This window comes from Pseudomonas sp. MF5691 (assembly GCF_016405645.1).
GTDB lineage: Bacteria > Pseudomonadota > Gammaproteobacteria > Pseudomonadales > Pseudomonadaceae > Aquipseudomonas > Aquipseudomonas shahriarae.
The window spans coordinates 200,489-226,648 of record NZ_JAEKDC010000001.1 but is presented as its reverse complement, the minus strand read 5'-3'; the positions used below and the strand labels follow the sequence as shown (position 1 = coordinate 226,648).

Below are 26,160 nucleotides of genomic sequence, written 5' to 3'. Positions count from 1 at the left end.
ATGACCCTGGACCTCCTCCTGACCCTCCATCCCTGGCTGTTCGTCTGGGCTTCACTGGTGCTGGGGCTGATCGTCGGCAGCTTCCTCAACGTGCTGGTCTGGCGCCTGCCAAAAATGCTCGAGCGCGACTGGCGCGCCCAGGCCCATGAAATACTCGGCCTGCCCCCGGAACCCGGCGGCCCGACCTATAACCTGTTGCACCCCAACTCCTGCTGCCCGCACTGCTCACAGCCGATTCGCCCGTGGCAAAACATCCCGGTGCTCAGCTACTTGCTGCTGAGGGGGCGCTGCGCGCAGTGCCACGGCTCCATCAGCCCACGCTACCCGCTGACCGAACTGGCGTGCGGGCTGCTTTCGGCATTTATTGCCTGGCATTACGGCTTCGGCTGGCCAGCCGCTGGCGTGCTGTTCTTGAGCTGGGGCTTGCTAGCCATGAGCCTGATCGACGCCGATCACCAACTGCTGCCGGATGTGCTGGTGCTGCCACTGCTGTGGCTGGGGTTGATCCTCAATTATTTCGAGTTGTACACGACCCTGCCCGATGCCCTGCTGGGCGCGGTTGCCGGTTACCTGAGCCTGTGGTCGGTGTTCTGGCTGTTCAAGTTGTGCACCGGCAAGGACGGCATGGGCTATGGCGACTTCAAGCTGCTGGCCCTGCTCGGTGCCTGGGGCGGTTGGCAGATCCTGCCGCTGACGCTGTTGCTGGCATCGCTGGTGGGGGCGATCGCAGGGGTGATTGTCTTGCGCATACGCAACGCGCAGACGTCAGTGCCCTTGCCTTTTGGTCCCTATCTGGCGATTGCCGGCTGGATTGCATTGCTCTGGGGTGGTCAAATAACCGACTTCTATTTGCAGTCTGTCGGTTTCAGATGACCACTTCTGTCGCAACACCCTGGATTCTTGGCCTGACGGGCGGCATCGGCAGCGGTAAAAGCGCTGCGGCCCAGCACTTTATCGACCTTGGCGTGGACCTTATCGACGCCGACCATGCCTCGCGCTGGGTGGTGGAACCCGGCCGCCCGGCGCTGGCGAAGATTGCCGAGCACTTCGGCGGCGAGATCCTGCTGCCCGATGGCCAACTGGATCGCGCAGCCTTGCGCAAGCGCATTTTCGAGGCGCCGCAAGAACGCCTGTGGCTTGAGGCCCTGCTGCATCCGTTGATTGCCGACGAGATCCGTAGCCATCTGGCCCGCGCCCGCTCACCCTATGCGATCCTGGTGTCGCCGTTGTTGATCGAGTCGGGCCAGCACACCATGACCCAGCGCATCCTGGTGATCGATGTGCCGCAAGCAACGCAGATTCAGCGTACCCTGCTGCGCGATGGCATCAGCGAAGAACAGGTGCAGGCGATCCTCAAGGTCCAGGCCTCACGGGAAGACCGTTTGCGCCAAGCCGACGATGTACTGGTCAATGATCAGGACCTGACCTGGCTAAAGGCCGAGGTCGAGCGACTGCACCACTTTTACCTTACTTTGCGTGGAGGCCGAACATGAGCCAACCCTTGACCGTCGAATGCCCAACCTGCGGCGCCCCCGTGGAATGGAAAGCGACCAACCTCAACCGGCCATTCTGCTCGGATCGCTGCAAACTGATCGACCTGGGCGCCTGGGCTGCGGAAGAACACAAGATTCCGGTCAGCCCGGACGCCGAAGACGAATTGTTCTCCGAAAACCTGCCACCGCGCGCCCACTAAGGCCGCATAAAGCCGTAATCCTGCTGGTCGTCGAGGTTTTCCGCGAGAAATTGCAACTCGTCGGCCAGGTCTTCGGCACTGCGCACGCCTTTGCTCTGCTGCACCACCGCGCTGAGCAAGGCGCGCAGGCTCAGACCCGGGTCAAAACCGATTTCCTGCGCTGCGTCCTGGCTTCTGCGCAACTCCTGCCGTGCCCACTCGTACACACTCATGATCGTGCTCCTGGAAGTTTCGCAGAGCATGCGACCACTTTTGCGTGGCACCCTTGATTTGGATCAAGGGCGCGAATTGTCGTCTTTCCAGGGCGCCGAGAGGTAGCGCGTGCGGTTGAACGTCTCAAGCCACTCCGGGCAAAACACCACCAGCGCACTGATCACGGTGCCGTTGATAAAGGCTTCGGGAAAGATGATCAGCCACAGGTAACCGATAAAATCCTCGATCCACTCCGGCATGGCGAAGCGGCCGTCCAGCCACAGCAGGCCCAGGCCCGCCAATAGGCACAACAACGCCGACAGAGCAGCGGCAAAAAAACCCGAACAAAAGATATACACAAAAGGATTGCGCGGCTGCGCCCGCTCCACCAGCAGCGCGCACGTCTCTGTCACCAACACCGGTAGCAGGACCAGCAGCGCGCCATTGACCCCGACCGCCGCCAAGTCCTGGCGCCCGAGCAGCACCAGGCCCAACTGTGCCGCCAGCCCACCGACAATCGCCAAGGGCCAGTCGAGCAGCAGGGTCACGGCGGTCATGCCGATAAAGTGGTAGGACACCCCGGTATCGAAGTCCCGACGCACCAGCCACAGCATGAACAGCGCGAACACCGTGCCAAACAACAGGTGCTGGCGGCGCCGGTCGGCAAACAGTTCGACCCAGGACGAGCGCAGGATCGCCCAGACAATTACCGGCGCATACAGCAGCCAGCCCAACCACAGGGTTTGCGGCGCCAGCACGGCGGCACTGATCACGGCTGCACCTGCTCCAGGGCCTGACGCAGCTCGGCGGCAGTCGCGTATTCATGGCGCGCAACCAGCTTGCCGTCTTCGAGTTGCAACCACAGCACTTTATCCACAGGCGCCGGATAACGCGGAGCGATCCGCGCATCACGGTCAAGCATCACCCGGTAGTTGTAGGCTTGCATCGCCGGGACGGCAAAGAGCTTGGCGATCAGCCTCGGCATACGCTGGATATCGGCGACAAACACCACATGGCGCGCCTCCAGATACCCCTTGGGCTGGCCCTGCAAGGCCGCATCCACCAACTTGGCGGCATCCATGCTGCGCGCCACCAGCAAGACCTGCGCCTGGTTATCCAGGGTATAGGCCTGGTCGAATTGATCGAGCAGGGTCCACGGCGCCAGCCGCTCCCCGAGTTCAACCGCCTGGGCCCACAGGGGCAAAAGGCTGAGCAACACCGTAAGCAAAAACTTCACCGCGAACTCCTTGTGCAAAACCGTCGACAGAACCGCCAGTCTACACCGAGCCTTTTCACACGGGACTTCCTGCAGTCATCATTTGAACGCTAAGCTGCAAGCATGGATGACTCAGATTATTTGCGCCTGCTCACCATAGCGGCCGAACAAGCCAACGCGTTCCTGTCCAATGCCCGCAAATGGGAGCGTGAGCGTTGGGTCTGCCAGCGCCTGCTACAAGGCCTGAATGTGCCCTACCGCGCCGAAGAGTTTCATGCCGCCGGTCAGGAGCCGCCGGACGTACTGTTTCGCGATGCCAGCTTCGAAGTGTTTTTTGTCCTCGATGAAGGCCGGCGCCTGAATGACGAGTGGCGCGACGAACTGGTGCGTCGGCGCAGCGCTTTTTCCCTGAGCCAACTGGTGCGGCGCGAGGCCAAGCCCAGGCGCATTCCCGCCCATGAGTTCCTGCTGCGCCTGGCCCCGACCCTGCGCAAGAAAGCCCATAACTACAAAGAACGCGGCATGGACCTCGGGGAGCTGGATATCATCGCCTTCGCCAGCCTCAAGCGCGAAGTGCTGGACCTCAACAGCCATTTCCCGCCGCCCACCGAATACCTGCGCCAGGGCTGGCGCTCGCTGTCGTTGGTCGGCCCGACCTTTGCGCGGGTGCTGTTCGCCCATCCCGACGCACCGGATTTCTTGCGCAACAACCTGGGGCGCAGCATAGTGTTCGATGTGGGTATCAGCCTGTAACGTGATGCCCTTTTGCAACGTCTCCCTGACGAGGCCTTTATGACCAGCCGCCTGAACCCTGACGACCAACAACATGTCGAAGAGTACCTGCAACTGTCCCAGCACCAGGTTGAGCGCAAGCCTTTCCGGCCGTGGCTGCTCCTTGGGGTGGTACTGGTTGTGGTGATTGGCCTGGGCGTCCTGAGCCGCCTTTTGAGTTACCTGACGCTATGAGCTGCCTGGCGCTCGCTCGGGTAACTGCACCGATTTCTTTTAGCCTTGCGAGATACCCCCATGACCCATCGTATTATTATCGTCGGCGGCGGCGCCGGCGGCCTGGAGTTGGCTACCCGCCTGGGTAAGACTCTGGGCAAGCGCGGTACCGCCAGTGTCACGCTGGTGGATACCAACCTGACCCATATCTGGAAGCCCCTGCTGCACGAGGTGGCCGCCGGCTCGCTGAACTCCTCTGAAGACGAACTCAATTATGTTGCCCAGGCAAAATGGAACCACTTCGAGTTCCAGCTGGGGCGCATGAGCGGGCTCGATCGTGAACAGAAGAAAATCCAGCTGGCCGCGACCCTCGATGAAGAAGGCCGGGAACTGGTGCCTGCGCGCGTGCTGGGTTACGACACCCTGGTGATTGCCGTCGGCAGCACCACCAATGACTTCGGTACCGAAGGCGCGGCGCAGCACTGCCTGTTCCTCGATACCCGCAAGCAGGCCGAACGTTTCCACCAGCAATTGCTCAACCACTACCTGCGCGCCCATGCCGGGCAAACCGATGTGGTGGAACAGATCAGCGTGGCAATCGTTGGCGCTGGCGCCACCGGCGTCGAACTGGCCGCCGAGCTGCACAATGCGGCCCACGAACTGGCGGCCTATGGCCTGGACCGGATCAAGCCGGAAAACATGTACATCACCCTGATCGAAGCCGGGCCCCGGGTATTGCCGGCCCTGCCAGAGCGAATCAGCGGGCCTGTGCATAAAACCCTGGAAAAGCTCGGGGTGACGGTGATGACTAACTCGGCTGTGAGTGAAGTCACCGCCGACAGCCTGATTACCAGCAGTGGCCAGGTGATCCCTGCCAGCCTCAAGGTCTGGGCGGCGGGGATTCGCGCGCCAGGTTTCCTCAAGGACATCGACGGCCTGGAGACCAATCGCATCAACCAGCTGCAGGTGCTGCCAACCCTGCAGACTACCCGTGACGAGAATATCTTCGCCTTCGGTGACTGCGCGGCCTGCCCGCAACCGGGCACCGACCGCAACGTTCCGCCACGGGCGCAAGCAGCGCACCAGCAGGCGTCGCTGCTGGCTAAATCGCTGAAGTTGCGCATCGACGGCAAGGCGCTGCCCAGCTACAAGTACACCGATTACGGCTCCCTGATCTCGCTGTCGCGTTTTTCGGCTGTGGGTAACTTGATGGGCAACCTGACCGGCAGTGTGATGCTCGAAGGCTGGCTGGCGCGGATGTTCTATGTGTCGCTGTACCGCATGCACCAGATGGCGTTGTACGGGTTCTTCCGCACGATGATGTTGATGCTGGGCAGCAAAATCGGACGGGGCACCGAGCCGCGGCTCAAACTTCACTGACAATACGGTTCCGGACGGGGCGCAAGCGAGGCGATTTTATAAGCATGCGCGCCCTGCCCTCCCCTGTGGGAGCTGTCTCGCCCTGCGAGGCTGCGATAGCGGTGTGCCAGGCGACATGGCAGTGACGCCGCCATCGCAGCCTCGCAGGGCGAGACAGCTCCCACCTTTGATCACCATGCACCTTCAGGTTTTGCGCAGGCAAAAAAAATCCCCGTATCTTTCGATACGAGGATTTTTAATATGGTCGGGGTAAGGGGATTCGAACTCCTGACATCCTGCTCCCAAAGCAGGCGCGCTACCGGACTGCGCTATACCCCGGTAAAAAAAAGGCGACCTTTTCAAGTCGCCTTCTTCGATCAGGGCTTTTGGCCTCTGATCTTAAGATTCGATTCCAGCGTTAACTGGTCTCAAAAATGGTGGGTCGTGTGGGATTCGAACCTACGACCAATTGGTTAAAAGCCAACTGCTCTACCAACTGAGCTAACGACCCAAATATGGTCGGGGTAAGGGGATTCGAACTCCTGACATCCTGCTCCCAAAGCAGGCGCGCTACCGGACTGCGCTATACCCCGGTTTGAAATTGGCTCCGTGACCAGGACTCGAACCTGGGACCCAATGATTAACAGTCATTTGCTCTACCGACTGAGCTATCACGGAACTACATATTTCAAAGTACTACGGTGCTTCTTGTTACCTTCTCTTCGACTTGTCCGTATCGCTACGTTCGTGTCTCTGAGGCGCGCTATTCTACAATCTTAAAAACCCCTGTCAACCCTTTAAATTGCTTTTAAGACAATGATTTGCGCTTCTTTCTGATTTCTCCTTGGGGAGAAGAAACCCGTGGGCTGACGTTGCTGCGGGGCGCACTTTACAAGCCTTTGCCTTACAGTTCAACGCCCTATCGAAAAAAAAGGCCCCGCAATGCGGGGCCTCTGCTCATAACCACCCAATTCGGGCTTAGTGGAAGACGATTTCGTCGTTTTCCACGGTGGCCTTGACGCTGGTCCCCGGGATAAAGCTGCCCGACAGGATCAGTTGGGCCAACGGGTTCTCGATCCAGCGCTGAATCGCACGCTTCAACGGCCGCGCGCCATACACCGGGTCGTAGCCGACAGCGATCAACTTGTCCAAGGCCTCGCTGCTCAGTTCCAGCATCAGCTCGCGCTCCGCCAGACGGCTGCGCAGGCGGCCCAGTTGGATCTCGGTGATACCGGCGATCTGATCCCGCGCCAAAGGCTCGAAGATCACTACCTCATCAACCCGGTTGATAAATTCCGGGCGGAAGTGGCTGGTCAGCGCATCCATTACCGCAGCACGCTGGCCTTCACGATCACCGACCATCTCCTGGATCTGTACCGAGCCCAGGTTGGAGGTCATCACGATCACCGTATTACGGAAGTCCACGGTACGTCCGTGACTGTCCGTCAGCCGGCCATCTTCCAACACCTGCAGCAACACGTTGAACACATCCGGGTGGGCCTTCTCGACCTCATCCAGGAGGATTACCGAGTAAGGCTTGCGCCGTACCGCTTCGGTCAGGTAGCCGCCTTCCTCGTAGCCCACATAGCCTGGTGGCGCCCCGATCAAACGAGCCACGGAATGTTTCTCCATGAACTCGGACATATCAATGCGCACCATCGCCTCTTCTGTATCAAAGAGGAACTCGGCCAGGGCTTTGCACAGCTCGGTCTTACCCACACCGGTCGGGCCGAGGAACATGAACGAGCCGCTCGGACGGTTCGGGTCGGACAAACCGGCGCGGGAACGCCGCACCGCGTTGGACACTGCTACCACGGCCTCTTCCTGGCCAATCACGCGTTGGTGCAACAGGCTTTCCATACGCAACAGTTTGTCACGCTCGCCTTCCAGCATTTTCGACACAGGAATGCCGGTCCACTTGGACACAACCTCGGCAATTTCTTCCTCGGTCACCTTGCTGCGCAGCAACTGGTTTTCGCTGTGGCCATGCTGGTCGACCATTTGCAGGCTGCGTTCCAGATCCGGGATCACCCCGTACTGCAACTCGGCCATGCGGTTCAGGTCGCCTTTACGGCGGGCAGCTTCCAGTTCCTGGCGCGACTGCTCGATCTTCTGCTGGATCTGTGCGGAACCCTGTACTTCGGCTTTTTCCGAGGTCCAGATTTCTTCCAGGTCCGAATACTCACGCTCCAGACGGCCGATTTCCTCCTGGAGTTTTTCCAGGCGTTTCTTCGCCGCGTCATCGTCTTCTTTTTTCAGCGCCTGGGATTCGACTTTCAGTTGAATCAGGCGACGCTCCAGGCGATCCAGTACTTCAGGCTTGGAGTCGATCTCCATGCGAATCCGGCTGGCCGCTTCGTCAATCAAGTCGATGGCCTTGTCCGGCAACTGACGATCAGTGATATAGCGATGGCTCAATTTGGCCGCCGCAATGATCGCGCCATCAGTGATTGCCACGCGGTGGTGGACCTCATAACGCTCTTTCAGGCCACGCAGGATCGCGATGGTGTCTTCTTCGCTCGGTTCTTCCACCAGGACTTTCTGGAAACGACGTTCAAGGGCCGCGTCCTTTTCAATGTACTGGCGGTACTCGTTGAGCGTGGTAGCCCCCACGCAATGCAACTCACCCCGAGCCAGTGCAGGCTTGAGCATGTTGCCTGCGTCCATCGAGCCTTCACCTTTACCGGCGCCGACCATGGTGTGCAGTTCGTCGATAAACAGAATGATCTGCCCTTCCTGCTTCGACAGCTCGTTAAGCAGGGATTTCAGGCGCTCTTCAAACTCACCACGGAACTTGGCACCGGCAATCAAGGCCCCCATGTCCAGGGACAGCAAGCGCTTGCCCTTGAGGCCGTCCGGCACTTCACCATTAATGATGCGCTGGGCCAGGCCCTCGGCGATGGCGGTTTTACCCACCCCAGGCTCACCGATCAACACCGGGTTGTTCTTGGTGCGGCGCTGCAGGACCTGGATGGTGCGACGAATCTCGTCGTCACGCCCGATTACCGGGTCCAGCTTGCCGTCTTCGGCGCGCTTGGTCAGGTCGACGGTGTACTTGTCCAGGGCCTGGCGCGACTCCTCATGATTGGGGTCATTCACCGCGTCGCCGCCGCGCAGGTTGTTGATGGCATTTTCCAGGGCCTTTTTGCTCACGCCCTGGCCCAGCAACAACTTGCCGAGCTTGCTGTTTTCATCCATGGCGGCGAGCAGCACCAGTTCGCTGGAGATGAACTGGTCGCCTTTCTGCTGGGCCAGGCGATCGGCCTGGTTAAGCAGGCGCGCCAGATCCTGGGACATATTCACGTCACCCGTCGGATTCTGGATTTTCGGCAGTTGGTCGAGCTCTTTGCTCAACTCCTTGCGCAGGCTGTTGACATCGAAGCCCACCTGCATCAACAGGGGCTTGATAGAACCACCCTGCTGTTCGAGGAGTGCCTGCATCAAGTGCGCGGGCTCGATGGCCGGATGGTCGAGGCCAACGGCCAGGGATTGGGAATCCGATAACGCCAATTGTAATTTGCTGGTTAAACGATCAATACGCATTAGTCACCTTCCTTTTGAGCAGGCCGGAGCTATGTGCGAGCGAGCTTGCTCGCGAGAAACGCATCCTGAATGAAGAAACCTGCCAGATACCCCTATAGATGGGGGGGGATTCTGGAACATTCAAGCCGGCAATGCTTGATATGGATCAGGAGAGTCTAGCGTTCGAGCCAGATCAGGGAGGCAAATCGACCGGTACGCGGGCTGCGCCGGTAAGAAAAGAAGCGCGGGTCAGTCACGGTGCACAAACCGCCACCGTAGACAGCGGTGATACCACGCGCAGCCAGGCGCAGGCGCGCCAGCTGGTAGATATCAGCCAGGAACTTGCCAGGGTTGTGGCTGGGAACGAAAGCCTGCGCGGTTTGCGGGTGTTGCTGCATAAAGGCTTCACGCACTTCCGGGCCGACTTCAAAGGCCTTTGGGCCAATCGCCGGGCCCAACCACACCAGTACGTCGGCAGGCGCAGCATCCAGGCTGTCGGCGGCCGCTTCCAGCACACCCGCCGCCAGGCCACGCCAACCGGCATGGGCGGCAGCAACACGAGTTCCGGACTTATTGCAAAACAAGGCCGGCAGGCAATCGGCGGTCATCGCCGTGCAGGCGATGCCGGGCGTACCGGTCCAACTGCCGTCGGCCTCGGCAATCCGTCCCGGATCGGCCTCGACCACGACCACACCATGCACCTGGCGCAACCAGGCGGGCTGGATAGCAAATGCGGCGGTGAGACGACGGCGATTCTCAAGCACAGCTTCGGGGCTGTCCTCGACATGATCGCCTAAGTTGAGGCTGTCGAACGGCGCCAGACTGACGCCGCCCGCACGGGTGGTGACGCAGGCTTTGACCCCGGCCGGCGCAGGCCAGTCAGGAATCAGCCAGTCATTCATCCGACAAAGGCCTCGCGGTCCTGCTTGAGCAACGACAGCAACCAGACAAAATCGTCGGGCAGAGGCGATTCCCAGCTCATCCGCTCACCGCTCGTCGGATGATCCAGTTCCAGGAAGCGTGCATGCAGCGCCTGGCGCGGGAACGACTTCAGCGACTCGACCATGGTCACACTGGCGGCCGGCGGAATACGGAAGCGACCACCGTAGGCCGGATCGCCGACCAACGGGAAGTTGATATGCGCCATATGTACCCGGATCTGGTGGGTACGGCCGGTTTCCAGCTTGACCCGCACATGGGTGTGGGAACGGAAACGCTCCAGCACGCGGTAGTGGCTGACGGCCTGCTTGCCGCCCTCCATCACCGCCATGCGCTGGCGCTGCTGGCCGTGACGACCGATAGGCGCGTTGATCTTGCCACCGGCCACGACCACACCAATCACGATGCACTCATAGATGCGGCTGACACTGCGGCTCTGCAATTGTGTGACCAACTGCGTCTGCGCCTGAATGGTCTTGGCCACGACCATCAGACCAGTGGTGTCCTTGTCCAGGCGGTGGACGATGCCGCAGCGCGGGACATTGATGATGTCCGGCACATGGTGCAACAAGGCATTGAGCAAGGTGCCATCAGCGTGCCCGGCCGCCGGGTGAACCACCAGGCCTGCGGGTTTGTTGATCACCAGGATGTCGTCGTCTTCATAGACGATATCCAGCTCGATGTCCTGGGCGATCCATTCTCCCTGGGCTTCCTGCTCGGCAGTCAGCTCAAGAACCGAACCGCCATGCACTATGTCTCGCGGGCGGATAACCGCTCCATCCACAGTCAGGCGGCCGTCTTTGATCCAGGCGGAAAGGCGCGAGCGCGAGTGCTCAGCGAATAGTTGTGCGGCGACTTGATCGAGGCGTTGGCCGCCCAATTCGGACGGCACCTCTGCGCGAAGTTCAATTTTATCGGACATGCTCAGACTAGGCGTGGCACAGCCTTTGGTTTCGGCTGCGCGCTTGTGGTTAAATACGGCGTCTTTTGCCCCGAGGCTTTCATCGGGGCGCTCATCATAACAGGACGGCCCCGCCCAAGACAGCGGCCGTCATAGGGACGCAAGCCGCCATGCAAGTGAAACACCTGCTGCTGATCGCCATCCTCGCCATGACTGCTGCTTGCTCGTCAACAAAGGACGTCGTCGACGAAAACCTCAGTGAAGTCGAGCTGTACCAGCAGGCTCAGGCCGACCTGGACAACAATAGCTACACAAGCGCCACGGCCAAACTCAAGGCCCTGGAGTCGCGTTATCCGTTTGGCCGCTATGCCGACCAGGCCCAGCTCGAACTGATCTATGCGAACTACAAGAACGCCGAGCCGGAAGCTGCCAAGTCCGCTGCCGAGCGTTTTATCCGCCTGCACCCGCAGCATCCGAACGTGGACTACGCCTACTACCTCAAGGGCCTGACCTCGTTTGACCAGGACGTTGGCCTGCTGGCGCGCTTCCTGCCGCTGGACATGACCAAGCGTGACCCAGGTGCCGCGCGCGACTCCTATAACGAGTTCGCCCAGTTGACCAGCCGCTTCCCCAACAGCCGCTACGCGCCGGACGCCAAGCAGCGCATGATCTACCTGCGCAACCTGCTGGCTTCCTACGAAATCCACGTAGCCCACTACTACTTGACGCGCCAGGCCTATGTCGCCGCCGCCAACCGTGGTCGCTATGTGGTGGAGAACTTCCAGGAAACCCCTTCCGTGGGTGACGGCCTGGCAGTGATGACCGAGGCTTACCAGCGCCTGCACCTCGATACCCTGGCCGCTACCAGCCTGGAGACCCTGAAACTCAACTACCCGGACCACCCTAGCCTGCAAGACGGCCAGTTTGTGCCGCAGGTTGCCGAAGCGGACAACCGCTCGTGGTTGAGCAAGTACACCCTGGGCATGATCGAGTCCCGTCCACCGCTGCCGCCGGGCGAAACCCGCGCCAACCAGGACATCCTCAAGCAGTACCAGGATGCCAAGGACGCCATTCCGTCGGAGCTCAAGCCCCATGACGAGAACGGCGACGTGATCGAGGAAGAAGCACCAGAAGCCCTGGGCAACAACCAGGATCGCTCGTGGTTCAGCTACATGACGTTCGGTGTCTTTGACTGAAACCCGTCTTGGCAGCGCAAGAAGGAGCCCCTCGGGGCTCCTTTTTTCATGGCGCGACTTTATTACCCTGTGCGCCGCTAACATCCTTGGCTAAACTGCCGGATTCCCTGTTGAGAAGCTGCCTGCCATGGTTCGTTTACTGTTCTGGATTGCCCTGATTGCTGCTGCGGTATGGTTCTGGCGCAAGTTCAAGCGCCCCGCTTCGACGCAGCAACAGCCCGGCGAACAAGGCGCCGCGCCGATGGTTCGCTGTGCACACTGTGGCGTGCATCTGCCGCAGGACCGGGCACTGAGCCAGCGCCAGGACTGGTATTGCACCCAGGCGCATCTGGAGCAGGGTCCGAAGTCTATCGAGCGCTGAGTCCTCTGGAACGGTAGGCCCCCCGGTTTATATCCGACCAGTGGGCGCATAAGGGGCCGGGTCGATCACCGGCTCATGCCCCAGCAGCAAGTCAGCAAACAACTGGCAAGACGCAGGCGCCAATACCAGGCCATTGCGGTAATGCCCGCAGTTGAGCCACAGCCCTTCATACCCTGGCACCTTGCCGATATAGGGAATGCCCTCCGGCGAACCAGGCCGCAAACCGGCCCAATGCCCCACCACCTCGGCATCCGCCAGGGCCGGAATCAGTTCCACCGCCGAGGCTTTGAGGCTGTCCAGAGCCGATTCGGTCGGTGTCTTGTCGAAACCTTCATGCTCCAGCGTGCTGCCAATCAGGATATGTCCGTCCCGGCGGGGAATCGCATAGCGCCCCTTCGCCAGGACCATGCAGGACAGAAAGTCCGAAGCACACTTGTACAAAATCATCTGGCCCTTGACCGGCTCCACCGGCAGCGTCAGCCCCAGGCTGGCGAGCAGCTCACCACTCCAGGCACCGGCCGCGAGCACTACCTGGTCGCCTCGCACCTCGCCCTGCGCAGTATTGACCCCGACAATGCTGCCGCCCTCCTGGATAAAGCCCTGTACCGCGCACTGCTCATGCAGGGTCACACCCGGCAATGCCAGCAACGCCGCCTTCAGGGACTTGATCAAGCGTGGATTGCGTACATTGGCCACGTTCGCCATATAGATAGCCTCGGCGAACCCCGCCCCCAATACCGGCACCGCGTCACGGGCGGCCGACACATCCACCTTGCTCAAGGGCCGACCTTCCCGCGCAGCCCAGGCCAGGGCGTCGGCCTCGTCATCGAGGTCCAGCCAATACAGGCCCGTGGTATGAACCTCGGGATCCACGCCGGTGGCCGCAAACAGGCGCTGGGCCAATTGCGGGTAAAAATCCTGGGACCAATGGGCCAGCGCCGTGACGGCCGGGCTGTAGCGCCAGGGGTATAACGGCGAAACAATCCCGCCACCGGCCCAGGAAGACTCCTGCCCAACCGACGAACGGTCAAGCACCACCACCGCCAGCCCTTGGGTTGCCAGGTTGAACGCCGTCAACAGCCCGATAACACCACCACCCACAACCACGACTTGCTGTTGCTTGGTCATTGTTCGATCCAGCTCATAAAAAGAAAGGAGTGCTCCAGGCACACCGTCGCCCACCAGCGTCATCGCCCCCAGCACTCCTGACGCGTGGTGCCGGGTGCGGCGCCGGGATTGGCCCGCGCGCCAGTGCTGGTCAAACTGAACTCACCACAAGGATCACCCAGCATCGCGTCAGCAAAAGGCGTCGCGGTCAGGGTGAAATCCTGGGGGTTCAGCATCACCGTGATTCTATAGCGATCATTGCCGGTGCTGACGCCGCTGGCATCAATAAAAGTGCCATTTCTCACGTAATAGCGCTCCAGATGCTGGGCTTGCTCCGCGAGCAGCCCGACAATTTCTGTGCGGTAAGCCTTTTTTACGTGGGCGGCGTACCCCGGATAAATCACCGCCGCCAAGGTGGCAATGATCGCCAGCGCGATCAATAACTCGATCAAAGTGAACCCCTTGCAATTGCCGCTCATCGTCATGATTACCTACTGGAGTTGTCGCCATAGAATTCGCCGGAATCGCTCACTGGCATCAGCATCCGCGGCTACCCGCGCATAGACGCTTTCCAGAACGGTGCGCGATTGGCCACTGATCCCCACTGCCGTAACCCGATACAACGTCGCTGGGGTGTCGGGCGGCAAATGTGCCAACCCGCTAGCGGGGCCGAGGTTCTGAATACCGTACACACCCGCTTTCATGCCGACCCAGGTGATAGCCGAGACTGGGTCGACGCCTGGCTGGCTGATGGCATACGCCTCGTTCGGCGGGGCACAGGTCACCAGCGACTGACAGGCCGGCAAACCGAACCCGCGCGCCTGTACAGCCGACTCACCGCGCCTGAGCCCGCTTTCGGCCGCCTGGAACGATTGGTTGCGATGCCTGAGGCTGCCGGCGAGCTGTTCCTGCGACGTCGCGCCCTGCATCGAAGCCAGGCCGACAACCGTCAACAACAGCAGCAATACCAGGCTGATCAACAGCACCATGCCGCGCTGCCCAGGGGCCGGTACCCGGCACTCGCTATTCAAGACGATTACGCACGGCAGCGACGACGCTGTAGACCTGGTCCCGCACGCGACCAAGCGGATCGCGCAGCGTCAACATCACCCGCACACTGCGGATCAGCGACTCGTCGCCGGGATGGCTGTCATAGCGGCTCACGACACTGGACCCTGGCCGGCTGGCCACCCCGAAACTCAACTCAAACGCCCCCACGTTATCCACCAGCACCGCCCTGGCCGGCGCTGTCGGTGTGCTGAGCTTCAACTGCCCTGACTCAAAGGTGTAGGTCAGTTTGCGAACCGGGAAAGCAATCTGCCCAGGACCAGGCTTGGGCGGTACCCCCGAGTAGGCCTGGGCGCTGTCGACACAATTACTGAGCACGGTCCAGTCGGGCCGACTGCCCTGACCGCCGACATCGCCAGTGACCAGGGTCAGGCTGGTTGAGGCACCGCTGACCGCCACACTGATCGGCGTGGAAAAGTCAGCCGGCGCCTGAACAATCGCGGGAAGGGACAGGCAACCGAACATCCCCGCCAGGCGAATCTCCTGAATCATCTTGCCCAGGACAAATCGCCCATCATCCTGCAACAACGCCGAGGCATGCTGGCTGGCTGCGGTGCTTCGGGCGGCCAGCGTTACCTGGACGGCCGCCAGGACCACCACCAACCCCAGGGTCGCCGCCAGCAATGCCTCGACCAGGCCAAAACCCGTACTGGAGCGCCTCATCGCGCAGGCCTCGGATCGACCGCGACGCGACTGGTCAGGGTGAATGTTTCCCGGGCGCCGCCGGCATGGGCTGCGCGTGAGTCGTCCCAACTGATGCTGATGGTGACTTCGCGCTGGCTGATCGCAATCGAACCTTTGGCGGTATCGCCGGCCAAGTGGCGGATATTGGCCTCGAAGTCGTGCAAGTCCAGGTCCCGGACACTCGCGGCCAAGGTGTTGGCGAGCGAGATATCCTCGCCTCCCCAGGAATAGTCGGCGGCGGCATTGGCGCGAATCCGGTCAAGCATGTCGTAGGCAACGAAGCTCGCCTGGCTGATCATCCTGGAACTGTCGGTGTACTTGAGCGCATTCAGCTGGATCAGCCCGGCCCCCAACAGGCCAACGCCGAGAATCAACAGCGAAACCAGCACTTCGATCAGGCTCATACCGATCTGTTGTGTGTCGGTCGGGGGTGTACAAGACGTTACCAGGCAAGCTCGCATAGCCATCGTCATCCTTGTCGAGGGTCATCCAGACGGCCGAGATAGCCGTGCGTTGCCCAAGACTAGCGCCGCTGTTGTCGTCGCGCTGCCCCTCGGAATAAAGGGAAATACTTTGGACAGGAAGGCCATCACTGCCCCCCCACGCAGTGCCGCTATAACTAGTTCAGGCACACGGTCCACGGAGGGACGAGGTATGAAACAACGCGGTTTCACATTGATCGAATTGCTGCTCGGCTTGATCGTCAGCGGCATCCTGGCGCAATTGGCGGTACCCGGCTTCAAGAGCCTGCTGGACTCACAAACGCGACTGAGCGCCGCGCAGACACTGGCGTCAGGCTTGCGCTACGCCCGCACCCAGGCTATTGCGCGCAATCGAACGGTGATCATCCACGCGCTGGATGATGACTGGAGTCGGGGCTGGAGGGTGGTGGTGGACATGAATGGCCGCGGTCATCTGGACGACGACAACCCCGTACTGCTGGAACGCCAGGACAATGGGCGGATCCCCATTGTGGGCAATACCCCGGTGCGCACGCAGATTCGCTTCAGCGGTTTGGGCGAACCCCTGCTGTCTGCGGGTGGGTTTCGCGCCGGCACCGTGCATGTGTGCTCAACGGACCAGCCGCTGAGCCTGCATCAAGTGGTGCTGGCGCCCACCGGCCGCATCAGCCTGCGCAGCGACAAGGCCGAGCAGGCATTGTGCCGGGGCTACGATGATCTGGGGCTCAGAGCAGCGAACGAACCCGCAGCTCCTTGGGCATGGAGAAAGTGATGTTCTCTTCGCGCCCTGACAACTCGTCGGCACCTGTCGCGCCCCACGCCTGCAACTGCTGGATCACGCCACGTACCAGGACTTCCGGCGCCGAGGCGCCCGCAGTGATGCCAATGCGCTCGACACCGTCGAACCAACTGCGCTGCAGGTCTTCGGCACCGTCAATCAGGTACGCCGGGGTAGCCATGCGTTCGGCCAGTTCACGCAGACGATTGGAGTTGGAGCTGTTAGGGCTACCGACGACCAGCACCACGTCACACTCGTCGGCCAGTTGCTTGACGGCGTCCTGGCGGTTTTGCGTGGCATAGCAGATGTCGTCCTTGCGCGGCCCACCGATGGCAGGGAAACGGGTACGCAGGGCGTCGATGACCCGGCTGGTGTCATCCATCGACAAGGTGGTCTGGGTCACGAATGCCAACTTCTCAGGGTTATGCACTTGCAACTCGGCGACGTCTTTTTCGTCTTCCACCAGGTAGATCGCGCCGCCATTGCGGGCGTCGTACTGACCCATGGTGCCTTCGACTTCGGGGTGACCGGCGTGGCCGATCAGGATGCACTCACGGCCGTCGCGGCTATAGCGCGCCACTTCGATATGCACCTTGGTCACCAGCGGGCAGGTCGCATCGAAGACTTTCAGGCCACGGCCTGCGGCTTCGGTGCGCACTGCCTGGGAAACGCCATGGGCGCTGAAGATAACGATGACGTCGTCCGGCACCTGATCCAGTTCTTCGACAAAAATGGCGCCACGGGCGCGCAGGTCTTCGACCACGAACTTGTTATGGACCACTTCATGGCGCACGTAGATCGGCGGGCCGAAGACTTCCAGGGCGCGATTGACGATTTCGATCGCCCGGTCCACCCCGGCGCAGAAGCCACGGGGGTTGGCGAGTTTGATTTGCATGCTGGGCCTCGTGTCTTTGTGGGAGCTGGTCTGCCTGCGCTCGGTGCAACTGGTACACCGAGGCGTTGCTATCGCAGGCCAGCCAGCGCCTACAGGAACCGGTTTCGTCAGTTAGAGCGCTTTAACGTCGATGATTTCAACATCAAAGGTCAAGGTCTTGCCGGCCAACGGGTGATTGAAGTCGATGGTCACCTGAGTGTCATCGAAGGTTTTGACCACTCCGGGCAGTTCGGTATTCGCCGCATCGTTGAAGATCACCAGCAAGCCTTCCGACAGCTCCATGTCCTGGAACTGCGAACGCGGGATGATTTGTACGTTCTGCGGGTTGGGCTGGCCAAAGGCGTTTTCCGGCGGGATCTGCAGGTTGCGCTTGTCACCGGCCTTGAAGCCGAACAGCGCCGTCTCAAAACCCGGCAGCAGGTTGCCATCGCCGACCTTGAAGGTCGCCGGGGCTTTATCGAACGTGCTGTCGACCGTGTCGCCATTCTCCAGGCGCAGTGCGAAATGCAAGGTGACTTCCGTGTTCTGGCCAATGCGTTGTTCGGCCAATACTTGTTCAGTCATTTACGGCTTCTCCGGGCTTGTTGCCCTTGAACATATCCAGCGCCAGCATGATTGCGCCAACGCAGATGGCGCTGTCGGCAAAGTTGAACGCCGGGAAGTAATGGCGGTTCTGCCAATGCACCAGAATGAAGTCGATCACATGGCCCAAGGCGATGCGGTCGTACAGATTGCCCAGCGCACCGCCCAGCACCAGTGCCAAGGCGATAGCCAGCCAGGTGTCATTGCGGCCAAGGCGCTTGAGCCAGACCACCAGCACCGCACTGACCACCACAGCGATCAGGGCGAACAGCCAACGCTGCCAGCCACCACCGTCAGCGAGGAAGCTGAAAGCGGCACCGGTGTTATAGGCCAGGGTCCAGCTGAAGTAGTCAGGAATCACCACGATCTGCTGGAACATTTCCAGGGTGCCCTCGAAGTGAGCCTTGCTGACCTGGTCGATGACCAGGACCAGCAAGCTCAGTACGAGCCAACCCAGACGTCCGAAACGGCTGGATTTAGGCATAGTGGCGAACCTCACCGGCACCGCTGATGTTGTCGACGCAACGACCGCAGATTTCCGGATGCTCCGGGTTCACGCCAACGTCTTCACGGCAGTGCCAGCAACGGGCGCACTTGGCGAAGGCGGACTTGACGACCTTGAGCTTGAGGCCCGGGACTTCGGTCGCGACCGCATCAGCCGGGGCCTGGGCGAAGGGTGCCAGGCTAGCCGTGGAGGTAATCAGCACGAAGCGCAGTTCGTTGCTCAATTTGCCCAGGTCGGCGGTCAGGCCTTCCTCGGCAAACAGGGTGACTTCAGCCTGCAGGTTGCCACCGACGGCCTTGGCCGCACGCTGGACTTCCAGTTCCTTGTTCACCGCAACCTTGACGGCCATCACACCTTCCCAATACTCGCGGCCCAGTTCGAAGTCGGCCGGCAATTCGGTCAGGCCTTCGTACCAGGTGTTGAGCATTACGGACTCGTTACGCTCGCCCGGCAGGTATTCCCACAGCTCGTCGGCAGTGAAGGCCAGGATCGGCGCGATCCAGCGCACCAGCGCTTCGGAGATGTGGTACAGCGCGGTCTGCGCCGAGCGGCGGGCCTTGCTGTTGGCGCCGGTGGTGTACTGGCGGTCCTTGATGATGTCGAGGTAGAAACCACCCAGCTCCTGCACGCAGAAGTTGTGGATCTTCGAGTAGACGTTCCAGAAGCGGTATTCGCCGTAGTGCTCCTGCAACTCACGTTGCAGCAACAGGGTACGGTCCACAGCCCAACGGTCCAGGGCGAGCATTTCCTCGGCCGGCAGGATGTCGGTGGCCGGGTTGAAGCCGGTCAGGTTCGACAACATGAAGCGTGCGGTATTGCGGATACGGCGGTAGGCATCGGCGCTGCGTTGCAGGATCTGCTCCGAAACGGCCATTTCACCGGAATAGTCGGTGGAAGCCACCCACAGACGCATGATGTCGGCGCCCAGGGTGTCGTTGACCTTCTGCGGCGCAATCACGTTGCCCAGGGACTTGGACATCTTGCGACCGTTCTCGTCGACGGTGAACCCGTGGGTCAGCAGCTCGCGGTACGGGGCGTGATCGTCGATGGCGCAACCGGTCAGCAGGGACGAGTGGAACCAGCCACGGTGTTGGTCCGAGCCTTCCAGATACAGGTCGGCGCGCGGGCCGGTCTCGTGACCCATCAGGTGCGAGCCGCGCAGCACGTGCCAGTGGGTGGTACCCGAGTCGAACCACACGTCGAGGGTGTCGCTGATCTTGTCGTACAGCGGCGCTTCGTCACCAAGCAGCTCGGCAGCGTCCAGCTTGAACCAGGCTTCGATACCTTCCTGCTCCACACGCTGGGCCACCACTTCCATCAGTTCGACGGTGCGTGGGTGCAGTTCGCCGCTTTCCTTGTTCAGGAAGAACGGGATCGGCACGCCCCAGTTACGCTGGCGGGAGATGCACCAGTCGGGACGGTTGGCAATCATCGAGTGCAGGCGTGCCTGGCCCCAGGCCGGTACGAACTTGGTGTCTTCGATGGCTTTGATCGCACGCTTGCGCAGGGTTTCGCCGGCGACAGGCTCTTTGTCCATGCCGATGAACCACTGCGCGGTGGCGCGGTAGATCAGCGGGGTCTTGTGGCGCCAGCAGTGCATGTAACTGTGCTTGATGGTTTCGGTGTGCAGCAGCGCACCGACTTCCGACAGTTTGTCGATGATCGGCTGGTTGGCCTTGAAGATGAACTGGCCACCGAAGAACTCCAGCGACGGCACGTATACGCCATTGCTCTGCACCGGGTTGAGGATGTCATCGTTGACCATGCCATAGGCTTTGCAGGTCACGAAGTCGTCCACACCGTAGGCCGGCGCGGAGTGAACCACCCCAGTACCCGAGCCCAGTTCGACGTAGTCAGCCAGGTACACCGGCGACAGACGGTCGTAGAACGGGTGACGGAAGTTGATCAGCTCCAGCGCGGAGCCCGTGGTCGTGGCGATCACCGAGCCTTGCAACTCGTAGCGAGTCAGGCAGGCCTCGACCATTTCCTCGGCCAGCACCAGCAGGCGGTCACCGACGTCCACCAGGGCGTAGGTGAATTCCGGGTGCACGTTCAGCGCCTGGTTGGCCGGGATGGTCCACGGGGTGGTGGTCCAGATCACGATGGCGGCGGGCTTGGCCAGGCTTGCCAGGCCAAAGGCCTCGGCCAGCTTGGCGTCGTCGGCGATCGGGAACGCGACGTCGATGGTCGAGGACTTCTTGTCTTCGTACTCGACTTCCGCTTCGGCCAGGGCCGAGCCGCAGTCAAAGCACCAGTTCACGGGCTTGAGGCCCTTGAACACGAAGCCGCCCTTGACGATCTCGGCCAAGGCACGGATTTCCCCGGCCTCGTTCTTGAAGTTCATGGTCTTGTACGGGTTGTCCCAGTCACCCAGCACACCCAGGCGGATGAATTCGGACTTCTGCCCTTCGATCTGCTCGGTGGCGTAGGCGCGGCACAGCTCGCGGGTCTTGTCGGCGCCCAGGTTCTTGCCGTGGGTCACTTCGACTTTGTGTTCAATCGGCAGGCCATGGCAGTCCCAACCCGGGACATAAGGCGCGTCGAAGCCCGAAAGGGTTTTCGAGCGGATGATCATGTCCTTGAGAATCTTGTTCAGCGCATGACCGATGTGAATCGTGCCGTTGGCATAAGGAGGGCCGTCGTGCAGGACGAATTTCGGACGATCCTTGCCAATCTCGCGCAACTTTCCGTACAGGCCAATACTGTCCCAGCGCTGCAGGATCTGCGGTTCGCGCTGTGGCAGGCCGGCCTTCATTGGGAAGGCGGTGTCCGGAAGGTTTAGCGTGGCTTTATAGTCGGTCATTTAAGGCTCTTCATTAGCGATGGGCGCTAGGTGCGGCTAGTGCACGGGCGGCGGCGACATCCGCATTGATCGCCGTTTTCAGCGCCTCCAGGGAGGCGAATCGCTGCTCTTCACGCAGCTTTTGGTGGAAAACCACCGTCAAACGCCGGTCATACAAATCCCCGGCAAAATCCAAAAGGTGAACTTCCAGGTGGGCCTTGCCATCACCTGCAACCGTTGGCCTGACGCCTATATTGGCGACTCCGGGCCAGGGTTTACCGTCAATATCGACACTCACCAGGTACACCCCGGTCAGTGGCACGCGACGGCGCTTGAGTTGCACGTTGGCGGTTGGCGTGCCCAGTTGGCGCGCCAGCTTCTGGCCGTGCAGGACCCGCCCGGCAATCCGGAACGGGCGACCGAGCAAACGCTCGGCCAAGGCGAAGTCGGCAGCGGCCAAGGCATTTCGCACCTGGGTGCTACTCACGCGCAGGCCGTCCAGTTCGACGGTTTGCGCGGCTTCGACAGTAAACCCCTGGGTCACGCCGGCCTGCTGCAGGAAATCGAAATCCCCTACCCGGTCGCAACCGAAGCGGAAGTCGTCGCCGACCTCCAGATGCTGCACGCCCAAGCCATCGACGAGGATACGGTCGACGAACTCGGTGGCGCTGAGACTGCGCAAACGCTGGTTGAAGGCCAGGCACAGAACCCGGTCCACGCCCTCTTCGGCCAGCAGTTGCAGCTTGTCCCGCAAGCGGGCCAAACGGGCTGGAGCCGTCTCGGGAGTGAAGAACTCACGGGGCTGCGGCTCGAAAATCACCACGCAGCTGGGCACGCCCAACTCGACTGCGCGCTCGCGCAGCCGCGCCAGGATCGCCTGGTGGCCACGGTGAACACCGTCAAAGTTGCCAATAGTGGCGACGCAGCCCCGATGCTCGGGGCGCAGGTTGTGGAGACCTCGAACCAGCTGCATAACGCGCTTCTTGCTCATAAAGTGGTCGATTATAACCACACCCGGCCCCGGACGACAGGCAACAGCACAGGCCAAATGATTCGAATCGAAAAAACAGCCGGCTTATTGTTGATTGCGATCAATTCAGCGCCTTGCGATTGAAATCCCGCAGGCGGAAGCCCAGCAGCAGCAACATGCCAAAGTAGGCGATCACCCCGGCCACCACCAGCAGGCCCAGGCGCAGGAATCGCTCAAGCATCTGCCCCTCGCCCCACGCCGGCATCCAGTGCATCAACCCCAGCAATACCGCTGACATCACCGCCACCGCTACCAGCAATTTGAGGGCGAACATGCCCCAGCCTGGCTGCGGCTGGTACATTTTTTGTTTGCGCAATTGATAGAACAACAGGCCGGCATTGATGCACGCCCCGGCACTGATCGCCAGGGCCAGGCCCGCGTGAGCCAGCGGCCCGATGAAGATCAGGTTGAACAGCTGGGTGACCACCAGGGTGAAAATCGCAATTTTCACCGGGGTCCGGATGTTTTGCTGGGCGTAAAAGCCCGGCGCGAGGACCTTGATCACGATAATCCCCAGCAACCCCACCGAATAGGCGACCAATGCACGCTGGGTCATCAAGGCGTCGAACGCGCTGAACTGGCCGTACTGGAACAGCGAAACGGTCAGCGGCTCGGCCAGGATCCCCAGGGCCAGGGAGCATGGCAGCACCAGCACAAAGCACAGGCGCAGGCCCCAATCGAGAATACGCGAGTATTCGTGGCGGTCCTTGCTGGCATAGGTGCGAGCCAGGGTCGGCAGCAAAATGGTACCCAGCGCCACGCCCAGCACACCGGAGGGCAACTCCATCAGGCGATCGGCGTAATACATCCACGACACGGAACCGGAGACCAGCAACGAAGCGAATGCGGTGTTGATAATCAGGGAAATCTGGCTGACCGATACCCCGAGAATCGCCGGCAGCATGTTTTTCATCACCCGCCACACACCCGTGTCCTTGAGGTTCAGGCGCGGCAGCACAAGCATGCCAATCTTTTTCAGGTGCGGCAGTTGATACAACAGTTGCGCCAGGCCACCGGCCAGCACCGCCCAGCCGAGCGCCATCACCGGCGGATCGAAGTACGGCGTGAGGAACAGGGCAAAGATGATCATGCTGACGTTAAGCAGGGTCGGCACAAACGCCGGCACCGAGAACCGGTTCCAGGTATTGAGGATCGCGCCCGCCAGGGAAGACAGGGAAATCAGCAATATATAAGGAAAGGTCACCCGCAACAGATCACTGGTCAGGGCGAATTTTTCCGGAGTGTTGGCAAACCCGGGCGCCGTGGCCCAGATAATCCAGGGCGCAGCGAGCATCCCGGCGACGGTCACCAGCATCAGCACCAGGGTCAGCAGGCCCGAGACATAGGCGATAAAGGTGCGGGTGGCCTCCTCGCCCTGCTGGGTCTTGTATTCCGCCAGGATCGGCACGAACGCCTGGGAAAACGCGCCCTCGGCGAAGATCCGCCGCAGCAGGTTGGGCAGTTTGAACGCGATAAAGAAGGCATCCGTGGCCATGCTCGCGCCAAAAATACGTGCGATGAGGGTGTCACGCACAAACCCCAGAACCCGGGAAATCATGGTGATCGAGCTGACGGCGGCCAACGACTTGAGCAGATTCATTGAAAGAGTTTTTGCCTATAGATAAAGAGCAGGCGAACAAAGCGCCTACTTATGCGATACTGCGCGCCTGCAACAGCACAGAGCCAAAGCTCGCGAGTTTACAGGTCAAGCGCCGGAAATAAATCACCCGCCTCTTCAGATCGACCACTCAGCAGTTCGCATCAGCCGCCCTTGACAAGACTTCAACTCATCGGCATGATTCGCGGCCTATTTTGTTTGCTATTTCCTAAAAAGTCTTTCGAGGAGCTCGACGGTGGCCAACACACCTTCCGCCAAAAAACGTGCAAAACAGGCTGAGAAGCGTCGCAGCCACAACGCCAGCCTGCGTTCCATGGTTCGTACCTACATCAAGAATGTAGTTAAGGCCATTGACGCAAAAGACGCTGAAAAAGCTCAAGCTGCTTACGTTCTGGCCGTGCCAGTTATCGACCGTATGGCCGATAAAGGCATCATCCACAAGAACAAAGCTGCTCGCCATAAAGGTCGTCTGAATGGCCACATCAAGGCTCTGAACCTTGCTGCTGCAGCCTAAGCGATAAGCTTGTTAAAAAACCGACCCCAGGGTCGGTTTTTTATTGCCTACGATTTATGCCCTCCCCCAAAACAAATGTGGGAGCTGGCTTGCCCGCGACGGATACATAACACTCAACATTGATGTCGACTGTTAAACCGCTATCGCAGGCAAGCCAGCCCCCACATAAAGCAGAGCGGAGCTGCCAGGCTTATTGCGCGCCAGGCCACGGCAGGATTGGAATCGCCGTCACCGCATTCTGCGGGCTGCCTTCGATCAGACGGTCGCTGTAGACCAGGTACACCAGGGTATTGCGCTTCTTGTCGAGGAAACGCACCACCTGCATGGTCTTGAACACCAGCGAGGTGCGCTCCTTGAACACCTCATCACCATCCTTGAGCTCGCCCTTGAAGCGAATCGGCCCCACCTGACGACAGGCAATGGATGCCTCGGCACGATCCTCGGCCAAGCCCAGACCACCCTTCACCCCACCCGTCTTGGCGCGAGACAGGTAGCAAGTCACGCCCTCTACCTTGGGATCATCAAAAGCCTCGACCACGATCCGATCATTGGGGCCGACAAACTTGAACACGGTCGACACCTGGCCAATCTCTTCGGCCGAAGCCAGCAGCGGCATCGCCATCAGCAGCCCCAGCAACCCCTTCATTACGCGCATCGCAATTTTCCCTTTAGACCAGAATCAGGTTATCGCGGTGAACCAGTTCCGGCTCAGCCATGTAACCCAACAGACCGACAATCGACTCAGACGACTGCCCAATGATTTTCTGCGCCTCAAGGGCACTGTAGTTGGCCAGCCCACGGGCAATCTCACGACCGTCCGGCGCGACACACACCACCATTTCACCGCGCCGGAAGCTACCCTGAACCAGCTTGACGCCTACCGGCAACAAGCTCTTGTTGCCCTGGGACAGCGCCGACACCGCACCCGCATCCAGCACCAGGGTGCCACGGGTCTGCAGATGGCCAGCCAGCCACTGCTTACGCGCCGCCAGCATGCCACGCTCGGGCGACAGCAATGTGCCGATGCGCTCGCCTGCCTTGAGGCGATCCAGCACGCGCTCCAGGCGCCCGCCGACGATGATGGTATGGGCACCCGAACGGGCCGCCAGGCGCGCCGCGCGTAGCTTGGTCTGCATGCCACCACGCCCCAATGCACCACCGACACTGCCCGCCACCGCATCGAGCGCCGGATCATCGGCCCGCGCTTCGTAAATCAGCTGAGCGTCAGGATTGTTGCGCGGATCGGCGTCAAACATGCCATCGCGATCCGTGAGTATCACCAGCAGGTCAGCCTCCACCAGGTTGGCCACCAGGGCCGCCAGGGTGTCGTTATCGCCAAAGCGGATTTCGTCGGTCACCACGGTGTCGTTCTCGTTGATCACCGGGATCACCTTGAGCTCGACCAGGGCACGCAAGGTGCTACGGGCATTGAGGTAGCGCTTGCGGTCGGACAGATCGTCATGGGTCAGCAGAATCTGCGCGGTATGGCGGCCGTGCTCGGCAAAACTGGATTCCCAGGCCTGCACCAACCCCATCTGACCAATCGCAGCAGCGGCCTGCAACTCATGCATCGCGCTGGGTCGCGCGGTCCAGCCAAGGCGGCTCATCCCGGCGGCAACCGCCCCGGACGACACCAGCACCAACTCGACACCTGCCTCATGCAAGGCCACCATCTGTTCAACCCAGACGCTCATGGCTGCACGATCCAGCCCCTTGCCATCCGCCGTCAGCAGCGCACTCCCGATCTTTACGACCCAGCGTTGCGCACCCGTCACTTTGCTCCGCATCATCTTCAACCTTAGATTGAGGGCC

At 60.8% G+C, this 26,160-nt stretch carries 29 protein-coding genes and 4 tRNA genes; 10 read left to right on the top strand and 23 right to left on the bottom strand.

Annotation, left to right across the window (positions count from 1 at the left end):
* The 3 genes from JFT44_RS01115 to yacG are packed head-to-tail and all read left to right on the top strand — an operon-like array spanning position 1 to position 1,693.
* Positions 1–873, top strand: a complete 873-nt coding sequence (locus JFT44_RS01115) for an A24 family peptidase (protein ID WP_120734166.1) — start codon at positions 1–3, stop codon at positions 871–873.
* Entirely contained in the window at positions 870–1,493 is a 624-nt protein-coding gene (coaE, locus tag JFT44_RS01110; protein WP_198830288.1) for a dephospho-CoA kinase, read from the top strand. Before JFT44_RS01115 ends, coaE begins: the two co-directional genes overlap by 4 nt.
* Positions 1,490–1,693: a DNA gyrase inhibitor YacG gene (gene yacG, locus JFT44_RS01105; protein WP_198830287.1), complete on the top strand. Its 204-nt coding sequence runs from the start codon at positions 1,490–1,492 to the stop codon at positions 1,691–1,693. The genes coaE and yacG overlap by 4 nt, the downstream gene beginning before the upstream one ends.
* On the opposite strand, the gene JFT44_RS01100 is transcribed toward yacG, so the two are convergent.
* From JFT44_RS01100 to JFT44_RS01090, 3 genes are all read right to left on the bottom strand, one after another.
* Positions 1,690–1,905, bottom strand: coding sequence for a hypothetical protein (locus JFT44_RS01100; protein WP_057441062.1), 216 nt, complete (start codon positions 1,903–1,905; stop codon positions 1,690–1,692). The two genes, yacG and JFT44_RS01100, sit on opposite strands and share 4 nt — an antisense overlap.
* A gap of 63 nt (positions 1,906–1,968) precedes the next feature.
* Positions 1,969–2,658 (bottom strand): energy-coupling factor ABC transporter permease, encoded by a 690-nt coding sequence (locus JFT44_RS01095; protein ID WP_057441064.1) that lies wholly within the window; start codon positions 2,656–2,658, stop codon positions 1,969–1,971.
* Entirely contained in the window at positions 2,655–3,122 is a 468-nt protein-coding gene (locus JFT44_RS01090) for a hypothetical protein (RefSeq protein WP_057441067.1), read from the bottom strand. Before JFT44_RS01090 ends, JFT44_RS01095 begins: the two co-directional genes overlap by 4 nt.
* Before the next feature lie 102 nt (positions 3,123–3,224).
* Here JFT44_RS01090 and JFT44_RS01085 point away from each other — a divergent pair, with 102 nt between their 5' ends.
* Genes JFT44_RS01085 through JFT44_RS01075 form a run of 3 tightly spaced genes read left to right on the top strand, consistent with a single transcriptional unit; the run spans position 3,225 to position 5,426 of the window.
* Positions 3,225–3,854 (top strand): DUF1780 domain-containing protein, encoded by a 630-nt coding sequence (locus tag JFT44_RS01085; protein ID WP_057441069.1) that lies wholly within the window; start codon positions 3,225–3,227, stop codon positions 3,852–3,854.
* Between the two features lie 39 nt (positions 3,855–3,893).
* A complete protein-coding gene (locus JFT44_RS01080; RefSeq protein ID WP_057441071.1) occupies positions 3,894–4,067 on the top strand; it encodes a DUF3094 family protein in 174 nt (57 codons plus the stop codon).
* 60 nt (positions 4,068–4,127) lie between these two features.
* Positions 4,128–5,426 carry an NAD(P)/FAD-dependent oxidoreductase gene (locus tag JFT44_RS01075; RefSeq protein ID WP_057441073.1) on the top strand — a complete coding sequence of 433 codons (1,299 nt, stop codon included), beginning with the start codon at positions 4,128–4,130 and terminating at the stop codon, positions 5,424–5,426.
* A gap of 241 nt (positions 5,427–5,667) precedes the next feature.
* On the opposite strand, the gene JFT44_RS01070 is transcribed toward JFT44_RS01075, so the two are convergent.
* The 7 genes from JFT44_RS01070 to rluD all read right to left on the bottom strand — a co-directional run bounded on the left by JFT44_RS01070 (position 5,668) and on the right by rluD (position 10,788).
* Positions 5,668–5,744 (bottom strand) — tRNA-Pro (locus JFT44_RS01070).
* 96 nt (positions 5,745–5,840) lie between these two features.
* Positions 5,841–5,916 (bottom strand) — tRNA-Lys (locus tag JFT44_RS01065).
* A 5-nt stretch (positions 5,917–5,921) separates the two neighbouring features.
* A tRNA-Pro gene (locus JFT44_RS01060) sits at positions 5,922–5,998 on the bottom strand.
* Between the two features lie 9 nt (positions 5,999–6,007).
* Positions 6,008–6,083, bottom strand: a tRNA-Asn gene (locus JFT44_RS01055).
* Between the two features lie 300 nt (positions 6,084–6,383).
* Positions 6,384–8,948, bottom strand: coding sequence for an ATP-dependent chaperone ClpB (gene clpB, locus JFT44_RS01050; protein ID WP_057441075.1), 2,565 nt, complete (start codon positions 8,946–8,948; stop codon positions 6,384–6,386).
* A gap of 155 nt (positions 8,949–9,103) precedes the next feature.
* Entirely contained in the window at positions 9,104–9,829 is a 726-nt protein-coding gene (gene pgeF, locus JFT44_RS01045) for a peptidoglycan editing factor PgeF (RefSeq protein ID WP_128592789.1), read from the bottom strand.
* Positions 9,826–10,788 (bottom strand): 23S rRNA pseudouridine(1911/1915/1917) synthase RluD, encoded by a 963-nt coding sequence (gene rluD / locus JFT44_RS01040; protein WP_029292014.1) that lies wholly within the window; start codon positions 10,786–10,788, stop codon positions 9,826–9,828. Before rluD ends, pgeF begins: the two co-directional genes overlap by 4 nt.
* 149 nt (positions 10,789–10,937) lie before the next feature.
* Here rluD and JFT44_RS01035 point away from each other — a divergent pair, with 149 nt between their 5' ends.
* Both JFT44_RS01035 and JFT44_RS01030 read left to right on the top strand, forming a co-directional pair.
* Positions 10,938–11,963 (top strand): outer membrane protein assembly factor BamD, encoded by a 1,026-nt coding sequence (locus JFT44_RS01035; RefSeq protein ID WP_057441077.1) that lies wholly within the window; start codon positions 10,938–10,940, stop codon positions 11,961–11,963.
* Positions 11,964–12,090: 127 nt separating this feature from the next.
* Entirely contained in the window at positions 12,091–12,324 is a 234-nt protein-coding gene (locus tag JFT44_RS01030) for a PP0621 family protein (protein WP_057441079.1), read from the top strand.
* A 27-nt stretch (positions 12,325–12,351) separates the two neighbouring features.
* Here the strand turns inward: JFT44_RS01030 and thiO are convergent, their stop codons facing one another.
* The 5 genes from thiO to pilV are packed head-to-tail and all read right to left on the bottom strand — an operon-like array spanning position 12,352 to position 15,644.
* Positions 12,352–13,452 carry a glycine oxidase ThiO gene (gene thiO / locus JFT44_RS01025; RefSeq protein ID WP_057441081.1) on the bottom strand — a complete coding sequence of 367 codons (1,101 nt, stop codon included), beginning with the start codon at positions 13,450–13,452 and terminating at the stop codon, positions 12,352–12,354.
* A gap of 59 nt (positions 13,453–13,511) precedes the next feature.
* On the bottom strand, positions 13,512–13,910 hold the full coding sequence (locus JFT44_RS01020; RefSeq protein ID WP_057441193.1) for a type IV pilin protein: 399 nt from the start codon (positions 13,908–13,910) through the stop codon (positions 13,512–13,514).
* 12 nt (positions 13,911–13,922) lie between these two features.
* Positions 13,923–14,420 carry a PilX N-terminal domain-containing pilus assembly protein gene (locus JFT44_RS01015; protein ID WP_169989543.1) on the bottom strand — a complete coding sequence of 166 codons (498 nt, stop codon included), beginning with the start codon at positions 14,418–14,420 and terminating at the stop codon, positions 13,923–13,925.
* Positions 14,421–14,454: 34 nt separating this feature from the next.
* Positions 14,455–15,162, bottom strand: coding sequence for a PilW family protein (locus JFT44_RS01010; RefSeq protein WP_198817577.1), 708 nt, complete (start codon positions 15,160–15,162; stop codon positions 14,455–14,457).
* Positions 15,159–15,644, bottom strand: a complete 486-nt coding sequence (pilV, locus tag JFT44_RS01005; protein WP_350338785.1) for a type IV pilus modification protein PilV — start codon at positions 15,642–15,644, stop codon at positions 15,159–15,161. The genes JFT44_RS01010 and pilV overlap by 4 nt, the downstream gene beginning before the upstream one ends.
* Positions 15,645–15,837: 193 nt before the next feature.
* Between pilV and JFT44_RS01000 the strand changes: the two genes are divergently transcribed.
* Positions 15,838–16,416 carry a GspH/FimT family pseudopilin gene (locus tag JFT44_RS01000; protein ID WP_057444403.1) on the top strand — a complete coding sequence of 193 codons (579 nt, stop codon included), beginning with the start codon at positions 15,838–15,840 and terminating at the stop codon, positions 16,414–16,416.
* Here the strand turns inward: JFT44_RS01000 and ispH are convergent.
* The 6 genes from ispH to murJ all read right to left on the bottom strand — a co-directional run bounded on the left by ispH (position 16,370) and on the right by murJ (position 23,816).
* Positions 16,370–17,317 carry a 4-hydroxy-3-methylbut-2-enyl diphosphate reductase gene (gene ispH, locus JFT44_RS00995; RefSeq protein ID WP_057441092.1) on the bottom strand — a complete coding sequence of 316 codons (948 nt, stop codon included), beginning with the start codon at positions 17,315–17,317 and terminating at the stop codon, positions 16,370–16,372. The genes JFT44_RS01000 and ispH overlap by 47 nt on opposite strands.
* 111 nt (positions 17,318–17,428) lie before the next feature.
* Positions 17,429–17,866 carry an FKBP-type peptidyl-prolyl cis-trans isomerase gene (gene fkpB, locus JFT44_RS00990; protein WP_169959852.1) on the bottom strand — a complete coding sequence of 146 codons (438 nt, stop codon included), beginning with the start codon at positions 17,864–17,866 and terminating at the stop codon, positions 17,429–17,431.
* A 7-nt stretch (positions 17,867–17,873) separates the two neighbouring features.
* A complete protein-coding gene (lspA, locus tag JFT44_RS00985) occupies positions 17,874–18,383 on the bottom strand; it encodes a signal peptidase II (protein ID WP_057958393.1) in 510 nt (169 codons plus the stop codon).
* A complete protein-coding gene (gene ileS / locus JFT44_RS00980; protein ID WP_057441098.1) occupies positions 18,376–21,207 on the bottom strand; it encodes an isoleucine--tRNA ligase in 2,832 nt (943 codons plus the stop codon). Before ileS ends, lspA begins: the two co-directional genes overlap by 8 nt.
* Positions 21,208–21,220: 13 nt before the next feature.
* On the bottom strand, positions 21,221–22,159 hold the full coding sequence (gene ribF, locus JFT44_RS00975) for a bifunctional riboflavin kinase/FAD synthetase (protein WP_169989537.1): 939 nt from the start codon (positions 22,157–22,159) through the stop codon (positions 21,221–21,223).
* A 118-nt stretch (positions 22,160–22,277) separates the two neighbouring features.
* On the bottom strand, positions 22,278–23,816 hold the full coding sequence (gene murJ, locus JFT44_RS00970; protein ID WP_115129037.1) for a murein biosynthesis integral membrane protein MurJ: 1,539 nt from the start codon (positions 23,814–23,816) through the stop codon (positions 22,278–22,280).
* Between the two features lie 253 nt (positions 23,817–24,069).
* On the opposite strand from murJ, the gene rpsT reads away from it, so the two are divergent.
* The gene (rpsT, locus tag JFT44_RS00965; protein ID WP_003215870.1) at positions 24,070–24,348 is read left to right on the top strand and encodes a 30S ribosomal protein S20; all 279 of its coding nucleotides are present in this window, start codon (positions 24,070–24,072) and stop codon (positions 24,346–24,348) included.
* Between the two features lie 190 nt (positions 24,349–24,538).
* Here the strand turns inward: rpsT and JFT44_RS00960 are convergent, their stop codons facing one another.
* Positions 24,539–25,003 (bottom strand): CreA family protein, encoded by a 465-nt coding sequence (locus JFT44_RS00960; RefSeq protein ID WP_057441103.1) that lies wholly within the window; start codon positions 25,001–25,003, stop codon positions 24,539–24,541.
* Positions 25,004–25,016: 13 nt separating this feature from the next.
* On the bottom strand, positions 25,017–26,135 hold the full coding sequence (gene proB / locus JFT44_RS00955; protein ID WP_057441105.1) for a glutamate 5-kinase: 1,119 nt from the start codon (positions 26,133–26,135) through the stop codon (positions 25,017–25,019).
* Positions 26,136–26,160 lie beyond the last annotated feature (25 nt).

Excerpts from the sequence above, each read along its gene's own strand:
- ileS (WP_057441098.1), bottom strand. The coding sequence starts at position 21,207 with ATGACCGACTATAAAGCCACGCTAAACCTTCCGGACACCGCCTTCCCA.
- JFT44_RS01085 (WP_057441069.1), top strand. The coding sequence starts at position 3,225 with ATGGATGACTCAGATTATTTGCGCCTGCTCACCATAGCGGCCGAACAA.
- lspA (WP_057958393.1), bottom strand. The coding sequence starts at position 18,383 with ATGCCTAAATCCAGCCGTTTCGGACGTCTGGGTTGGCTCGTACTGAGC.
- JFT44_RS01010 (WP_198817577.1), bottom strand. The coding sequence starts at position 15,162 with ATGAGGCGCTCCAGTACGGGTTTTGGCCTGGTCGAGGCATTGCTGGCG.
- JFT44_RS01100 (WP_057441062.1), bottom strand. The coding sequence starts at position 1,905 with ATGAGTGTGTACGAGTGGGCACGGCAGGAGTTGCGCAGAAGCCAGGAC.
- JFT44_RS01075 (WP_057441073.1), top strand. The coding sequence starts at position 4,128 with ATGACCCATCGTATTATTATCGTCGGCGGCGGCGCCGGCGGCCTGGAG.
- JFT44_RS01020 (WP_057441193.1), bottom strand. The coding sequence starts at position 13,910 with ATGAGCGGCAATTGCAAGGGGTTCACTTTGATCGAGTTATTGATCGCG.
- pgeF (WP_128592789.1), bottom strand. The coding sequence starts at position 9,829 with ATGAATGACTGGCTGATTCCTGACTGGCCTGCGCCGGCCGGGGTCAAA.
- ribF (WP_169989537.1), bottom strand. The coding sequence starts at position 22,159 with ATGCAGCTGGTTCGAGGTCTCCACAACCTGCGCCCCGAGCATCGGGGC.
- coaE (WP_198830288.1), top strand. The coding sequence starts at position 870 with ATGACCACTTCTGTCGCAACACCCTGGATTCTTGGCCTGACGGGCGGC.
- JFT44_RS01015 (WP_169989543.1), bottom strand. The coding sequence starts at position 14,420 with ATGGTGCTGTTGATCAGCCTGGTATTGCTGCTGTTGTTGACGGTTGTC.
- JFT44_RS01080 (WP_057441071.1), top strand. The coding sequence starts at position 3,894 with ATGACCAGCCGCCTGAACCCTGACGACCAACAACATGTCGAAGAGTAC.
- proB (WP_057441105.1), bottom strand. The coding sequence starts at position 26,135 with ATGCGGAGCAAAGTGACGGGTGCGCAACGCTGGGTCGTAAAGATCGGG.
- pilV (WP_350338785.1), bottom strand. The coding sequence starts at position 15,644 with ATGCGAGCTTGCCTGGTAACGTCTTGTACACCCCCGACCGACACACAA.
- rluD (WP_029292014.1), bottom strand. The coding sequence starts at position 10,788 with ATGTCCGATAAAATTGAACTTCGCGCAGAGGTGCCGTCCGAATTGGGC.
- clpB (WP_057441075.1), bottom strand. The coding sequence starts at position 8,948 with ATGCGTATTGATCGTTTAACCAGCAAATTACAATTGGCGTTATCGGAT.
- JFT44_RS01035 (WP_057441077.1), top strand. The coding sequence starts at position 10,938 with ATGCAAGTGAAACACCTGCTGCTGATCGCCATCCTCGCCATGACTGCT.
- ispH (WP_057441092.1), bottom strand. The coding sequence starts at position 17,317 with ATGCAAATCAAACTCGCCAACCCCCGTGGCTTCTGCGCCGGGGTGGAC.
- thiO (WP_057441081.1), bottom strand. The coding sequence starts at position 13,452 with ATGACCAAGCAACAGCAAGTCGTGGTTGTGGGTGGTGGTGTTATCGGG.
- yacG (WP_198830287.1), top strand. The coding sequence starts at position 1,490 with ATGAGCCAACCCTTGACCGTCGAATGCCCAACCTGCGGCGCCCCCGTG.
- JFT44_RS01000 (WP_057444403.1), top strand. The coding sequence starts at position 15,838 with ATGAAACAACGCGGTTTCACATTGATCGAATTGCTGCTCGGCTTGATC.
- JFT44_RS01030 (WP_057441079.1), top strand. The coding sequence starts at position 12,091 with ATGGTTCGTTTACTGTTCTGGATTGCCCTGATTGCTGCTGCGGTATGG.
- JFT44_RS00960 (WP_057441103.1), bottom strand. The coding sequence starts at position 25,003 with ATGCGCGTAATGAAGGGGTTGCTGGGGCTGCTGATGGCGATGCCGCTG.
- JFT44_RS01115 (WP_120734166.1), top strand. The coding sequence starts at position 1 with ATGACCCTGGACCTCCTCCTGACCCTCCATCCCTGGCTGTTCGTCTGG.
- murJ (WP_115129037.1), bottom strand. The coding sequence starts at position 23,816 with ATGAATCTGCTCAAGTCGTTGGCCGCCGTCAGCTCGATCACCATGATT.